The organism is Kitasatospora sp. MBT66, from assembly GCF_000710405.2.
Classification (GTDB): Bacteria; Actinomycetota; Actinomycetes; order Streptomycetales; family Streptomycetaceae; genus Kitasatospora; species Kitasatospora purpeofusca.
The window spans coordinates 106068-119572 of record NZ_JAIY01000013.1 but is presented as its reverse complement, the minus strand read 5'-3'; the positions used below and the strand labels follow the sequence as shown (position 1 = coordinate 119572).

General features: G+C 70.4%; 14 protein-coding genes and 1 tRNA gene. 6 read left to right on the top strand and 9 right to left on the bottom strand.

Going from position 1 to position 13505, the window contains the following annotated elements:
* Positions 1-308: DNA glycosylase AlkZ-like family protein (locus BI06_RS34020; protein ID WP_043474800.1), on the bottom strand; the 308-nt coding region annotated here is incomplete at its 3' end.
* 157 nt (positions 309-465) lie between these two features.
* On the opposite strand from BI06_RS34020, the gene BI06_RS51545 reads away from it, so the two are divergent.
* A complete protein-coding gene (locus BI06_RS51545; RefSeq protein WP_043474798.1) occupies positions 466-813 on the top strand; it encodes a hypothetical protein in 348 nt (115 codons plus the stop codon).
* A gap of 45 nt (positions 814-858) precedes the next feature.
* On the opposite strand, the gene BI06_RS34010 is transcribed toward BI06_RS51545, so the two are convergent.
* From BI06_RS34010 to BI06_RS34000, 3 genes are all read right to left on the bottom strand, one after another.
* Entirely contained in the window at positions 859-1740 is an 882-nt protein-coding gene (locus BI06_RS34010) for an MBL fold metallo-hydrolase (protein WP_078880025.1), read from the bottom strand.
* A 154-nt stretch (positions 1741-1894) separates the two neighbouring features.
* Complete coding sequence (locus BI06_RS34005; RefSeq protein ID WP_045944516.1) at positions 1895-2197, bottom strand: co-chaperone GroES; 303 nt, start codon at positions 2195-2197, stop codon at positions 1895-1897.
* Positions 2198-2444: 247 nt separating this feature from the next.
* Complete coding sequence (locus tag BI06_RS34000; RefSeq protein WP_233290399.1) at positions 2445-2795, bottom strand: DUF3618 domain-containing protein; 351 nt, start codon at positions 2793-2795, stop codon at positions 2445-2447.
* A 131-nt stretch (positions 2796-2926) separates the two neighbouring features.
* Here BI06_RS34000 and bcp point away from each other — a divergent pair, with 131 nt between their 5' ends.
* Positions 2927-3403, top strand: a complete 477-nt coding sequence (bcp, locus tag BI06_RS33995) for a thioredoxin-dependent thiol peroxidase (protein ID WP_030394219.1) — start codon at positions 2927-2929, stop codon at positions 3401-3403.
* 157 nt (positions 3404-3560) lie between these two features.
* Here bcp and BI06_RS33990 read toward each other — a convergent pair whose 3' ends face one another.
* Positions 3561-5960: a chitinase C-terminal domain-containing protein gene (locus BI06_RS33990; RefSeq protein ID WP_051742575.1), complete on the bottom strand. Its 2400-nt coding sequence runs from the start codon at positions 5958-5960 to the stop codon at positions 3561-3563.
* A 407-nt stretch (positions 5961-6367) separates the two neighbouring features.
* Between BI06_RS33990 and BI06_RS33985 the strand changes: the two genes are divergently transcribed.
* Together BI06_RS33985 and BI06_RS33980 are read left to right on the top strand one after the other, a co-directional pair.
* Positions 6368-7228: an HNH endonuclease gene (locus tag BI06_RS33985; RefSeq protein WP_051742548.1), complete on the top strand. Its 861-nt coding sequence runs from the start codon at positions 6368-6370 to the stop codon at positions 7226-7228.
* 65 nt (positions 7229-7293) lie between these two features.
* Positions 7294-7371, top strand: a tRNA-Leu gene (locus BI06_RS33980).
* A 63-nt stretch (positions 7372-7434) separates the two neighbouring features.
* Here BI06_RS33980 and rdgB read toward each other — a convergent pair.
* The 4 genes from rdgB to BI06_RS33960 form a co-directional block, all read right to left on the bottom strand.
* Positions 7435-8040: an RdgB/HAM1 family non-canonical purine NTP pyrophosphatase gene (rdgB, locus tag BI06_RS33975; protein WP_043474797.1), complete on the bottom strand. Its 606-nt coding sequence runs from the start codon at positions 8038-8040 to the stop codon at positions 7435-7437.
* Between the two features lie 82 nt (positions 8041-8122).
* Positions 8123-8512: a hypothetical protein gene (locus tag BI06_RS33970; protein ID WP_149030570.1), complete on the bottom strand. Its 390-nt coding sequence runs from the start codon at positions 8510-8512 to the stop codon at positions 8123-8125.
* A gap of 182 nt (positions 8513-8694) precedes the next feature.
* The gene (gene rph / locus BI06_RS33965) at positions 8695-9429 is read right to left on the bottom strand and encodes a ribonuclease PH (RefSeq protein ID WP_030394224.1); all 735 of its coding nucleotides are present in this window, start codon (positions 9427-9429) and stop codon (positions 8695-8697) included.
* A 146-nt stretch (positions 9430-9575) separates the two neighbouring features.
* Complete coding sequence (locus BI06_RS33960; protein ID WP_030060521.1) at positions 9576-9809, bottom strand: glucose PTS transporter subunit EIIB; 234 nt, start codon at positions 9807-9809, stop codon at positions 9576-9578.
* A 380-nt stretch (positions 9810-10189) separates the two neighbouring features.
* On the opposite strand from BI06_RS33960, the gene BI06_RS33955 reads away from it, so the two are divergent.
* Positions 10190-11479: a PTS transporter subunit EIIC gene (locus BI06_RS33955; protein WP_043474795.1), complete on the top strand. Its 1290-nt coding sequence runs from the start codon at positions 10190-10192 to the stop codon at positions 11477-11479.
* Positions 11480-11873: 394 nt separating this feature from the next.
* Entirely contained in the window at positions 11874-13151 is a 1278-nt protein-coding gene (locus BI06_RS33950; RefSeq protein WP_043474794.1) for a PTS transporter subunit EIIC, read from the top strand.
* Positions 13152-13505 lie beyond the last annotated feature (354 nt).

Below are 13505 nucleotides of genomic sequence, written 5' to 3'. Positions count from 1 at the left end.
GCCGCCGCCGCGCTCACGTACGGCGCGAACTCCTCCGTCACCGCGAACAGCGTCCGCCGCATCGACAGCAGCTTCACCAGCGAGACGTCCTCGTACAGCGCCCGCTCCACCTCCCCCGCCGACGGCTCCCGCAGCCGCGCGCACGCCGACAGGTACACCGTCGCCGGATCGGAGGCGTGCAGCCCGACCACCGCGTCCGCGGTCTCCTCCACCCGCGCCACCCGCGCGGCCGGCGCCAGCAGCTGCCGCAGACCCAACCTCGCCCGCCGCTGCCCGTCACCGACCGGAACCGCCCCAGTGCTCACCATGCGCGGATCCTACGACCCGTCACCGACAACTACCGGAAAGGACTTTCGACCGGCGCGGACACCGGTCTTGACCGGACCCGGCGCGCCCGGGCGACACTGGGAGCGCCCTGAGCGTCCGCCGTCGCCACGGCCGCCAGGCCACCACCGAGGAGTTCCCATGAACCGTTCCTCCGCGCTGCGACTGCGCGCCGCCGCGGCCCTCACCCTCCCCGCCCTCCTGCTCGGCGGAGCCGGCACGGCCCTGGCCGCCCCGGCCACCCCCACCCGGGCCACCCCCGCCCGGACCGCCGCCTGGACCGCCGCCTGGACCGAGACGGCGGTCTTCGTCGGCACCGCCCACGGGCACACCCCGAACTCGGCGATCGTCGCCGCCGGCGAGGTGGCCTACACCAAGGCCGTCTCGGCGTTCTGGCTGCGCAGCCAGTGCAACATCGGCCTCACCAAGGCGACCCCGGACGGGATCGGCTGGTACCTGGGCGAGGCCCGTCTGTACTGCCGACGCTGACCGGCCTCCGGGGCGCACCGGACACCCCGGTGCGCCCCGGGGGGCTCAGCTGTCGGGCGAGAGGATGAACAGCGGCAGCACCCGGCGCTCCGGAACCCCGCCGGTCTCCGCCATCGCCGCCCGGATCTCCCGCAGATGGTCGACCGTCAACTGCAGCGGCACCTCGTACGGCTGGTAGGTGTACCGGATCGGGTAGTCCACCCCCGGCTTCACGCTCATCTCGATGTGGCAGCCCAGCACATGGCCGACCGCCCGACCCTCGCAGAACTCCACCAGCCGCCCGATCGAACGCCCGAACGCCGCCCAGTCCTGGATGTACAGCCGCCCGGGGTAGACCGTGTCACCGGTGAGCAGGAACCCGGTCCACGGGTCGAAGAACGTCACCGCCGCCTCGTGGTGCCCCGGCGTCGCCAGGCACTCCAGCACCCGGCCCCCGAGGTCGACCCGCGCCACCGCGTCCGGGTCCGCGTCGAAGCCGAGGAACGCCCACGCGGTCGCCTTGTCCGCCCGCACCAGCCGGGTGTCCGGCCGCCCCTCGAACTGCCCGTCCCCCGCGACATGGTCCCCGTGCGCGTGGGTGTGCAGCACCAGCAGCTCGTACCCGTCCCGCGGGTTGCGCTCCAGCCACTCGCCGAGGAGCCCGTCGACGGTCTCCCGCAGCGGGAAGAACTCCGCCGACGCGGTGGCCCCGGTGTCGATCAGCACCGCCCGCTCATTGCCGAACAGCAGGAACAGGAACGGCGCCTCGTAGTTGACCGCCATGTTCTGCCGCAGGATCACGGTGTGCTCGTCGTAGCGGTGGACCTGGATGTCCGGATCGGTGTTGTGCTTCGCCGACTCCGAGCCGTGGATCCACCGCACCCCCTCCAGCCCTCGCACCTCCGCGGCGGTCCCGCCGAAGTCGATCGAAGAGCCGTTCCCGCCCATACCCGTCCCCCTTGCTCCGTGTACGCCGCCACCTGGAACCCGCCCCCTCGGCGACGCTACCACCGCGCCGCACCGCCCCCCGGGGTCCCGGGGAACGACGGCGGGCCGCCGCGCCCACGGCACGGCGGCCCGCCGGAAGCACGCGCTCAGCGGCTCACAGGTACAGCCCGGTCGACCCCTCGGTGTCGCCGAAGCGCATCGCGGCCACGGCGTGCAGATCGCGCTCGCGCAGCAGCACATAGGTGGCGCCGCGGACCTCGACCTCCAGCTTGTCCTCGGGGTCGTAGAGCACCCGGTCGCCGGGCTCCACGGAGCGCACGCTCTGGCCGACGGCGACCGCCTCGGCCCAGGCGCAGCGCTTGGAGATCTCGGCCGTGGCCGGGATGAGGATGCCGCCGGTGGAACGGCGCTCGCCCTCCCCGGCCTCGGTCCGCACCAGCACGCGGTCGTGCAGCATCTTGATCGGCAGCTTCTCGCCCAACCGGTCGTGGCGCCGCTCGTCGGCCTCGGCGGGGAGGGACTGCTGGGTGGGTTCGTCGTTCGTGCTCACGACCCCGAAGGTACCGCCCCCGGGCGCGCCGCGTGACGCCAGCCCGGCCCCGCCATCACGGGCGAGGCCGGGACGCGCCCGCCCCGTCCCGGCCCCGCCCCGGACGACGTCGGGCCGGGCACCAGGTGCCCGGCCCAGGACGTACCGCCGCGGATCAGCCCTTGCGGCGCTTGCGCGCGGAGGCGAGCAGCAGCACCAGGCCGACCCCGACCAGCGCCGCCGGGACGATCCGCTCCTTGCGCGGCTGCCCCTTCTCGTCCACGAACTGCGCCCGGGCCTGCTCGACCAGCCCGCTCGCGGCCACGTACGCCCGGCCCGCCTTCTCCTCGACCGTGGCCACGGCCTTCGCCTTGACCTGGGCGGAGATGGTGGTCGGATGCACCCGCACGGCGAGCTCGTCCAGGGTCGCCGCCAGCTGGGTGCGGGTACGGGTGATGTCCGCCTCGATCTGGGCGGTCGTCCGCGCCGACTTGTCCGTAGTGCTCGCCTCGCCCACTCGGGCCACCCCATTCACTGATGTTGTCCTGTGCGACTGACCCAGTGTGTCAGCTGCCACCCGGGCCCGCGCGGCCCCACCCACCATCAGGGGTAAGTTGGCCGTGGTACGACTGCCCGCCCAGCACCAGGAGAAACCCCGTGAGTGAGCGTCTCCAGCCCGGTGACACCGCGCCCGCCTTCACCCTGCCCGACGCCGACGGCAACGACGTGTCCCTGGCCGGACACCTCGGCCGCAAGGTGATCGTCTACTTCTACCCGGCCGCGCTCACCCCCGGCTGCACCAAGCAGGCCTGCGACTTCACCGACAACCTCGAGGTCTTCGCCGGCGCCGGCTACGACGTCATCGGCATCTCGCCGGACAAGCCGGAGAAGCTCGGCAAGTTCCGCGAGGCCGAGGACCTCAAGGTCACCCTGCTCTCCGACCCGGAGAAGAAGGTGCTGGAGGCCTACGGCGCGTTCGGCGAGAAGAAGCTCTACGGCAAGACCGTCACCGGCGTGATCCGGTCGACCGTGATCGTGGACGAGCAGGGCAAGGTCGAGCACGCGCTGTACAACGTGAAGGCGACCGGCCACGTGGCCAAGCTGCTGCGCGACCTCAAGGTCGAGGCGGCCTGACCCGAGGCCCGACCCAGGGCCTTCCCCGGGGCCTTTCCCGGAGCCCTTCCCGGGGCCTCCTCCGGAGGACGAGAGCCCGGACGACGCAGCGGTGGCGGCGCACCCCCCGACCGGGTGCACCGCCACCGCCGTCTCTCACCTCAGGCGACCGCTGTCATCAGCAGGCGCCGAGGTCGCTCCAGACACCCCAGGCGCCGCTGGCGCTCGGGTCGTCGCCCTTGGTCCACCACTTGTTCTGGTAGTAGTGGCCCTTCCAGGAGACCTTGGTCGTGGTGGCGTAGGTGGTACCCGCGTCCCAGCTCGGCGCACCCGCGCAGCCGGCCGGCGGAGTCGTCGGCGGCGTGGTCGGCGGGGTGGTGGGCGGAGTGGTCGGCGGGGTCGTCGGAGGCGTGGTGGGCGGGGTGGTCGGCGGCGTCGTGGGAGGCGTCGTCGGCGGGGTGGTGGGCGGAGTCGTCGGCGGCGTGGTCGGCGGGGTCGTACCGCCGTCCACCGCGCCGCGGGTCAGGTCGCCCTTGAGCCCGTACAGCGTGCCCGCCACGTTGACCGTCCAGTTGGACGGCGTGGACACCGGCAGGTAGTAGACGAAGTCCAGGTCGACCGAGGCCCCCGGGGCGAGCGACTGCCAGCCCGGCAGCTTGACCGACACCCGGTTGTAGTTGCCCTTCAGGCCGCCCACGTTCGGACCGGTGTGGTCCTGCTTGATCACCGTCAGACCGAAGCCCGACTGGTCCTTGGCGTTGCCCGGGGCCGAGTTGCCGTAGTCGAACTGGAACTCGGTGCCGCCCGGCAGGGTCAGCGTCGAGTTGTTGACGATGTGGATCTTCGGGTTGATCGGGTAGTTCGAGTCACCCAGCGCGAAGTTGGTGAACGACACGTCGACCGGCAGCGTCTGCTGCGGCAGCGCCGTCGTCGAACGGATCGCCCCGTACGGCGAGGCCGCCTTGAACTTGTCGTACATCAGCGAGGTCAGCGTGCTGCCGGGCACGTACTGGCCCTTGCCGCCGTTCGCGGCCGCGTCCCACTTGTAGTCGCCCGCGAGCTCCCAGATCATCGCGCCGCCGGCGCCCTGGTTGACGATGTAGTCGGCCTTGGCACCGACCGACTGCTCGTCCTCGGTCGACAGGAAGACCTTCTTGGTGTCGTTCCACAGCCACGGCGCGACCAGCGAGGAGCTGTAGTTGCGCACGTAGCTGCCCTGCAGCGCGGTGTCCTTGACCCCGTACTTGGACAGGTAGTCGGGCAGGATGCCCTTCTCCAGGTTCTTCGCGTGCCACATCGGGTTCGACCCGGCCGGGGACTCCTTGCCCGCGTCGTCCTTGTCGTTCCAGATGTTGTCGATACCGACCGCGCCGTCACCGCAGGAGGTCAGGCCGGCGCCGACCGGGCAGGTCGTCGCCGCTGCGGTGCCCCAGAGGCCGTTGGTGCCGCCCTGGACGTTCTTGAAGCCGCGGGTGTAGTACGGCAGGCCGACATTGACCCGGCCGCCCGGCATCGAACCGCGGAAGTAGTGGTACGACCAGTCCGCGTTGAGGTACCCGATCCCGCCGTACTGGCCGGTGCCGTAGACGTTGGCCGCCGCCAGCTCGCCGTCCTTGCCGTCGTCGAACAGCGAGGCGTTCGGGCCGACGTACTTGTTCCAGGCGCCGTGCAGGTCGTACGACATGATGTTGACGTAGTCCAGGTACTGCGCCACCTGGAAGGTCTCCATGCCGCGCAGCAGGTAGCCGGACGACGGGGCCGCGACCGAGAGCAGGTAGTGCTTGCCGTCGGCGGCACCCGCCCGGTCCAGCTTCTCCCGCAGGGTCTTCATCAGGGCGGCGTAACCCTTGGCCAGCGAGCCACGCTTGCTGTTGGCGAGCTGCCAGTCCAGCGGGTTGCCCGCGTCCTTCATCGAGGTCGGGTACTCGTAGTCGATGTCGACGCCGTTGAAGCCGTACTTCTTGATGAAGTCGACCGACGAGGCGGCGAAGGTGTCGATGCCCGCCTGGTTGACGCTGCCGTCCGGGTTGACGGTCATCGAGTAGAAGCCACCGGTGTTGACGCGCTTGCCGTCGTCACCGAAGTAGCCGCCCGTCTCCGTCCAACCGCCCACCGAGATGAGGGTCTTGACGTTCGGGTACTGCTTCTTGTACTTGGTCAGCAGGTTGAAGTGCCCCTTGTAGGGCAGCGACGGGTCGAGCTCCGCACCGGGCACGCCGGGGAACGAGATGCCGGTGGCCTCGTTCTTGTCGTTGTCGGTGCCGACGGACAGCTTGTTGTCCGAACCGACGTGGCCGAAGGCGTAGTTGAGGTGGGTGACCTTGTCCCACGGGATGTCGCTGACCAGGTACGGCGGCGTGCCGTCCTTGCCGGTGCGCCAGCCGGTGAAGTAACCGATGATGCGGCGCTGGTGGTCCGCGCCCATCTTCTCGCGGCCGTTGGTGTCGTAGACGCTGCAGTACGGGACGTCGACGCCGGGCGTGGCGTAGAGGCCGTCGGGACGACAGGCGGCATTGTCGACGGTGGCGGACGCCTGGGAGGGCGCCGCGCCCAGCGTGGCCATCAGCAGGCCGGCCATGGTGGCCGCAGCCAGCGAGGCCAGGCCGGCGCGGGCCGCCGGGCTCTTGGACCGACGGGCAGCGGTGGGACGCCGCTCCGCCGTGGATCGGATCAACACTCGGTCCTCCGGGCAGAGTGTCGGCGCGTGCCTGTGGGGGAGCACGCACGTGGGGGAAAGCAGATTGGCGCTGAAGCTATGTGGTCTGAACCACATAGGTCAATAGGTCTGTACCAATTGGTAATCAATTCCCCAACCCCGCCGGTCCGGCAACCCCCCTCCACCCGTCACCCGAACCCCACCAACCCCACCCGCCCCACCACATACCGACCGGATCACCCCTCGGGGGCAACCCCCGTAACCGATCACCCCCGCACTCGTTCGCACACACGGGGGACGGGCACACACGAGCCCGAAGGGGGACAACGATGGCGGTCAAGTACACCCGCGAGCTGCTGACGGCGCTCGCCGCCGAGTCGACCAGCATCAACGACATGATGAGGCGACTCGGCGTGCCGATGGCCGGCGGCACACACAGCTACCTGGGCAAACGGCTCAAGCACTACGGAATCGACACCTCGCACTTCAACGACGGCCGACCCGACTACGGGCGCCGCCGGTACTCCCGGGAGGCCCTGGCCGAGGCCGCCGCGAACAGCGACAGCATCAACGCGGTGATGGCCCACCTCGGCGTCACGCCCTACGACAGCCTCTACGCGTACCTGAAGCGGCGCCTCGCCGAATTCGACATCGACACCTCCCACTTCACCTTCAGGGGCGACGGCCGCAACAAGGTCGCGGCCGTCCCCGCGGCAGCGCTGGCACAGGCGGTGGCGGCCAACCGAAGCTTCCGCGGCGTGATACTCGCGCTCGGCATGGTCGACTGCGGGAGCACTCGAACCCTGGTGAGGGAGAGCATCGCCTTCCACCGGCTCGACACCGGCCACTTCACGGGCCGGGCGCACAACAAGGGGCGGAAGACCGGACCCCGACGGAAGGCCGAGGACCTGCTCGTCCAACGTCCTCCGGGAAGCCATCGCATCCCCGGCGACCGGCTGCGCGCCATGCTGCTGCACATCGGGCACCCCGACGTCTGCGAGATGTGCGGCACCCCTCCGCTCTGGCTCGGACACGCCATGACCCTTGAGGTCGACCACATCAACGGCGACTGGCTCGACAACAGGAGGGAGAACCTCCGACTGCTCTGCCCGAACTGCCACTCCGTCACGCCGACCTACTGCGGCCGGAACGTGGACCGGGACGCCCGGAGGGCGGACACCGCCGCGTAGCGCGGCCCTCCCCGCGGAAAGGGTGCGGCCCGCCGGGCGACAAGCCGGTAGGCTTGTCCCGGCGTGCGCCCGTACCCCAGCTGGCTAGAGGGCTGCGACTTAGGATCGCAGGGTCGTGGGTTCGAATCCCACCGGGCGTACCAAGCAGATTGGCCCGCTTGCCTTCGATTCGAAGGCAAGCGGGCCAATCTCATAGTGCGCCCGGATCAGCCGATCAGGTCCTTCACGACCGGGGCGAGGGCGCGGAAGGCCTGGCCGCGGTGGCTGATGGCGTTCTTCTCGGCGGGGGTGAGTTCGGCGCAGGTGCGGGTGTCGCCGAGGGGCTGGAGGATCGGGTCGTAGCCGAAGCCGCCGTCGCCCGCCGGGGTGGTGCGCAGGGTGCCGAGCAGGCGGCCCTCGACGACGCGCTCGGTGCCGTCCGGCAGGGCGAGGGCGGCGGCGCAGAAGAAGTGGGCGCCGCGGTGCTCGGGGGCGATGTCGGAGAGCTGGGCGAGCAGCAGGTCGAGGTTGGCGCGGTCGTCGCCGTGCTTGCCGGACCAGCGGGCGGAGAGGATGCCGGGGGCGCCGCCCAGGACGTCGACGCAGAGGCCGGAGTCGTCGGCGACGGCGGGCAGTCCGGTGGCGCGGGCCAGGGCGTGTGCCTTGAGCAGGGCGTTCTCGGCGAAGGTGATGCCGGTCTCGGGGACGTCGGGGATCTCCGGGTAGGCGTCGGCGCCGACCAGTTCGACGTCCAGGCCGGCGTCGCCGAGGATGTCGCGGAGTTCGGCGACCTTGTGCTGGTTGCGGGTGGCGAGGATGAGTCGGGTGGTCATGGATCCACCCTAAACGGACAGGGCCCGTGAGTCCTCGTCAGTCGGCGCGGAGCCGGTCAGCGCGGAGCCGGTCGGCGCGGAGTCAGCCGGTGCAGACCTTGGTGAGGTTGGAGGCGGCGTTGCCGAGCGGCTTGAAGTCCGGGACCTGCTTGTTGTTGACGGCCTGCTGGACCTTGTCGACCTGGGTGTTGAGGTCGTTGATGGCCTGGACGACGTCGGTGTCCTTGGAGTTCTTGCCGAGCTGGTCGAGGTCGTTCTTGAGCTTCTGCAGTGCCTGCCCAGCGGCGGCCGAGTCGTTGCTCGCGTTGCTGTAGGCGTTGCTGACCTCGTTGATGTCCCCGGTGATCTTGACGGCGGTGTTGCCGCAGTCGAGTGCCTTCTGGGCCGCGGAGCAACTGACCGCGCTGAGGGGGAGGATGGCGATCAGGCCGGCCACGGCGAGCATGGTGGGGCGGGCAATGCTCTGGGGCATCCGGTCCTCCTGGGTGCGCGGGTCTCCGGAAGGGAAGGACGCGCGCTGAGGGGTGCGCGGTTCCCGGAACGGGGTGCTGCGGGAACCGTACGGGCTCCGGACCCGGCGTGTACAGCGGCCTGGTCCGGAGCCCGGGGTATTTCGCGGAACCGAAACGGAACCGGTATACGGACGTGCCGGCGTCAGCTCTCCAGCTCGCCGAGGACCTTGCGCTGGACCTCGTCGAGCTCGGCGCAGCCGAGGGTGCCGAGGTCGAGCAGCTGGTCGAGCAGGGCGCGGTCGAAGGGGGCGCCCTCGGCGGTGCCCTGGACCTCGACGAAGCGGCCGTCGGAGGTGCAGACGATGTTCATGTCGGTCTCGGCGCGGACGTCCTCCTCGTAGCGGAGGTCGAGCATGGGGGTGCCGTCGATGATGCCGACACTGACGGCGCTGACCCCGCCGGTGATCGGCTTGCCCTTGGCGCGGAGGAGCTTGCGCTCGCGGGCCCAGCCGACGGCGTCGACGAGGGCGACGTAGGCGCCGGTGATGGCGGCGGTGCGGGTGCCGCCGTCGGCCTGGAGGACGTCGCAGTCGAGGACGATGGTGTTCTCGGCGAGGGCGCGGTGGTCGACGACGGCGCGCAGCGAGCGGCCGATGAGGCGGCTGATCTCGTGGGTGCGGCCGCCGAGGCGGCCCTTGACGGATTCGCGGTCGCCGCGGGTGTTGGTGGCGCGGGGGAGCATGGAGTACTCGGCGGTGACCCAGCCTTCGCCGCTGCCCTTGCGCCAGCGGGGGACGCCCTCGGTGACGCTGGCGGTGCACAGCACCTTGGTGTCGCCGTAGGAGATGAGGACGGAGCCTTCGGCGTGCTTGCTCCAGCCCCGTTCGATGGTGACGGGGCGGAGCTGGTCGGGGGTGCGGCCGTCGATGCGTGACATAGGCACCGAGCGTAGTCGGTCGTCGGGGGCGTCCCGGCGTGCCGCGGCCCGCCGACCGGAGGGGTCGGCGGGCCGGGGTGGCGCGGGCGCGGAGGCCGGGGCCGGGGTGGCGCGGGCGCCGGGTGGAGCGAGCCGGTGGGCTCAGCTCACATCATGTCCTCGATGTCGGCGGCGATCGGGTCGGCGTCGGTGCCGATGACGACCTGGATCGCGGTGCCCATCTTGACGACGCCGTGGGCGCCGGCGGCCTTCAGCGCGGCCTCGTCGACGAGGGAGGCGTCCTTGACCTCGGTGCGAAGGCGGGTGATGCAGCCCTCGACCTCTTCGATGTTGTCGATGCCGCCGAGACCGGCGACGATCTTCTCAGCCTTGCTGGCCATTGCTTTCTCCCTCTGTCTCGGCTCGTCGGCTGCTCTGCCGGGTGCCGTCCTGCGCGGTGACCTCGGTCGCGGATGACGCGTGGTCAGTGGTCGGTCGTGCCGTGGCGTGCTGTCGGAGCAGCGCGACCAGCATGACGCGATCCGGACCGATATGTCACGTTAGTCCACTTTTGGCCCACTCCAACGCGCATACCCCTGGTCGGCACCCGAGGATGACGAGCAGCGGGGCCGGTCTCCCGGTGCGCGGACTGCGTCCCAAAGTGGTCTACACCAATATATGTGTACTCCAATGAACGCAGGAAGGGCCCCGGGTGTTCCCGGTCCCCGCCCGAGGTCCCGCCGGGGACCACCGGACGGCAACCGCACTCGGAGGGCGAAGGATGAGTTCGGCAAGCGCCGCGGCGTCACAGAGCACGTGGTGGCACACCTTCTACGGCGGACTCCAGAAGATGGGCCGCTCGCTCCAGCTGCCGGTGGCGGTGCTCCCGGCCGCCGGCATCCTCAACCGGCTCGGGCAGCCCGACGTCTTCGGCAAGGACGGCCTGGGCTGGGACGACGTCGCCAAGGTCTTCGCCGCGGCGGGCGGTGCGCTGCTGGACTCCTCGCTCGGCCTGCCGATGCTGTTCTGCGTCGGCGTCGCGATCGGCATGGCGAAGAAGGCCGACGGCTCCACCGCGCTCGCCGCGGTGGTCGGCTTCCTCGTCTTCTACCGGGTGCTGCACGCCTTCCCCGAGCACTGCCAGCCGCCGACCGTGCTGGTCAGCGACCAGTGCGTGGACTACACCTCGGCGAAGGCCGCCGCCGCGACGTACCAGAACCCCGGGGTGCTGGGCGGCATCCTGATCGGTCTGATGTCGGCCTGGCTCTGGGTGCGCTTCCACCGCACCCGGCTGGTCGACTGGCTGGGCTTCTTCAACGGCCGCCGCCTGGTGCCGATGATCACCGCCCTGGTCGGGATGGTCCTGGCCTGCCTGGCGCTGTGGGTCTGGCCGCCGATCGGGCGGGGCCTGAACGACTTCAGCCAGACCCTGGCCGACCTGGGGTCGGTCGGCGCGGGCATCTTCGGCGTGGCCAACCGGGCCCTGCTGCTGATCGGCATGCACCAGCTGCTGAACACCTTCGTCTGGTTCCAGTTCGGCGAGTTCACCAAGCCGGACGGCACGGTCGTGCACGGCGATATCCCGCGCTTCCTGGGCGGGGACCCGACGGCCGGGCAGTTCCAGTCCGGCTTCTTCCCGATCATGATGTTCGCGCTGCCGGCGTGCGCGCTGGCCATCGCGCACGCGGCCAAGCCGCACCGGCGCAAGGAGATCTACGGCCTGATGGTCTCGCTGGGCCTGACCTCCTTCGTGACCGGTGTCACCGAGCCGATCGAGTACTCCTTCGCGTACATCGCCCCGGCGCTGTACGCGGTGCACGCCCTGCTGACCGGCGCCTCGATGGCGATCACCTGGGCGCTGGGGGTGCACGACGGCTTCAGCTTCTCGGCCGGCCTGATCGACTACGCGATCAACTGGAGCCTGGCCACCAAGCCCTGGCTGATCATCGTCATCGGCCTCTGCTTCGCCGCCGTGTACTACGCGCTCTTCCGCTTCATCATCGTGAAATTCGACCTGAAAACCCCGGGGCGGGAGGACGAGAGCGAGGTCGAGGACGTGACCAAGGCATAAACCGAGCGTCACCGCCGCCAATCCGAAAAGGCCCCCGGACCCATGGTCCGGGGGCCTTCGGCATATCCGGCCCGGGCCGATGGTCCCGGTGCGGAACGCCGGACCGTCACCGGTGACGAGCCATCGGTCACCTGCCGGGGAGTCCCGGGGGCCGTCGGCTTTTTGTTGCGCAATTAGCCAAAATACCAATCACGGCGGGTAATCAAGATCGTTGATCCGCAAGTAGGTTTCGATTTCATAGCGCTTCCCATCAGCACCGCTTTCGAGGGTTCCCCGCCCCCTCCACCCGTGCTACAAAACTGGTCTACACCACGTGTGGTGTAGACCAGTTCGCGGTTCGGCCCCTGTGCCCTCCCCCCGACCGACCCGCCCTTGCCGTAAGGAATCCACCCCCATGAGTCAGTCTGCGCAGGCACCGGCGCCCGCCACGGCTCCGGCCGCACCCAGTCCCGCCAAGAAGTTCGGCCAGAACCTGCTCCAGGGCCTGCAGAAGATCGGCCGCAGCCTCCAGCTGCCCATCGCCGTCCTCCCCGCCGCCGGTCTGCTGATGCGACTGGGCCAGGACGACGTGTTCGGCAAGGACGGCCTCGGCTGGGACAAGGTCGCCGCGGTGTTCGCCGCCGCGGGCAACGGCGTCTTCGACAACCTGCCGCTGCTCTTCGCGGTCGGCATCGCCATCGGCTTCGCCAAGAAGGCCGACGGCTCGACCGCGCTGGCCGCCCTGGTCGGCTTCCTGGTCTACAAGAACGTGCTCACCGCGTTCCCGATCGCCGAGGGCCACATCGCCGACGGCAAGTGGGTCCCCGCCACCTACCAGAACCCCGGCGTGCTCGGCGGTATCGTGATCGGTCTGCTCAGCGCCGTGCTGTGGCAGAAGTACCACCGCACCAAGCTGGTCGACTGGCTCGGCTTCTTCAACGGCCGCCGCCTGGTCCCGATCCTGATGGCCTTCGTCGGCACCGCCGTCGGCGTGTTCTTCGCCCTGACCTGGGGCCCCATCGGCGACGCGATCAAGAGCCTGAACGACACCCTCATCGGTGCGGGCGCCGTCGGCGCCGGCGCGTTCGGCCTGGTCAACCGCGGTCTGCTGCCGGTCGGCATGCACCAGTTCGTCAACTCCTACGCCTGGTTCCAGACCGGTGACTTCACCAAGCCCGACGGCACCGTCGTGCACGGCGACCTGACCCGCTTCTTCGCCGGCGACCCGACCGCCGGACAGTTCATGTCGGGCTTCTTCCCGATCATGATGTTCGCCCTCCCGGCCGCCGCCTTCGCGATCGCCCACACCGCCAAGCCGCACCGCCGCAAGGCCGTCACCGGCATGATGCTGTCGCTGGCCCTGACCTCCTTCGTGACCGGTGTCACCGAGCCGATCGAGTTCTCCTTCGTCTTCATCGCCCCGGTGCTGTACGTCATCCACGCGCTGCTCACCGCCGTCTCGATGGCCGTCACCTGGGCGCTCGGCGTGCACGACGGCTTCACCTTCTCCGGCGGTCTGATCGACTACGCGCTCGCCTGGAGCAAGGCCACCGACCCGTGGCTGATCATCCCGATCGGCCTGGCGTTCGCCGCGCTGTACTACTTCCTCTTCCGCTTCGCGATCGTGAAGTTCGACCTCAAGACCCCCGGCCGCGAGGACGAGGACGAGATCGAGGACGTCACCAAGGCCTGAGGCCCGACGCCCGGAACCACCCGCACGCCGCTCACGGCCCCGCCCCGCCACCCGCTCCCCCGGGTGGCGGGGCGGGGCCGTTCCGCATGCCCGGAGCCGGTTCGCCGAAGTCCCCGGCCCGGCTCCCCGCGTGCCCGCACCGGCCGCGCGGGCGTCCGCCGAGCTGTCCACCGAGGTGGCCACCCGCTGGGACGACGGTTGACGAACCGGCGAGGGCGCTGGTCAACTGGGGCGGTGAACGCCTCCCACCCGCTGGTGACCCGCAGCCACATCGACTTCGGTCGCGTGTGGTCCGCGGCGTGTCGCGGCTGACCCGAGCGCTCCTCCCGCCGCCGCCCGGCTGACGTCCCGCCG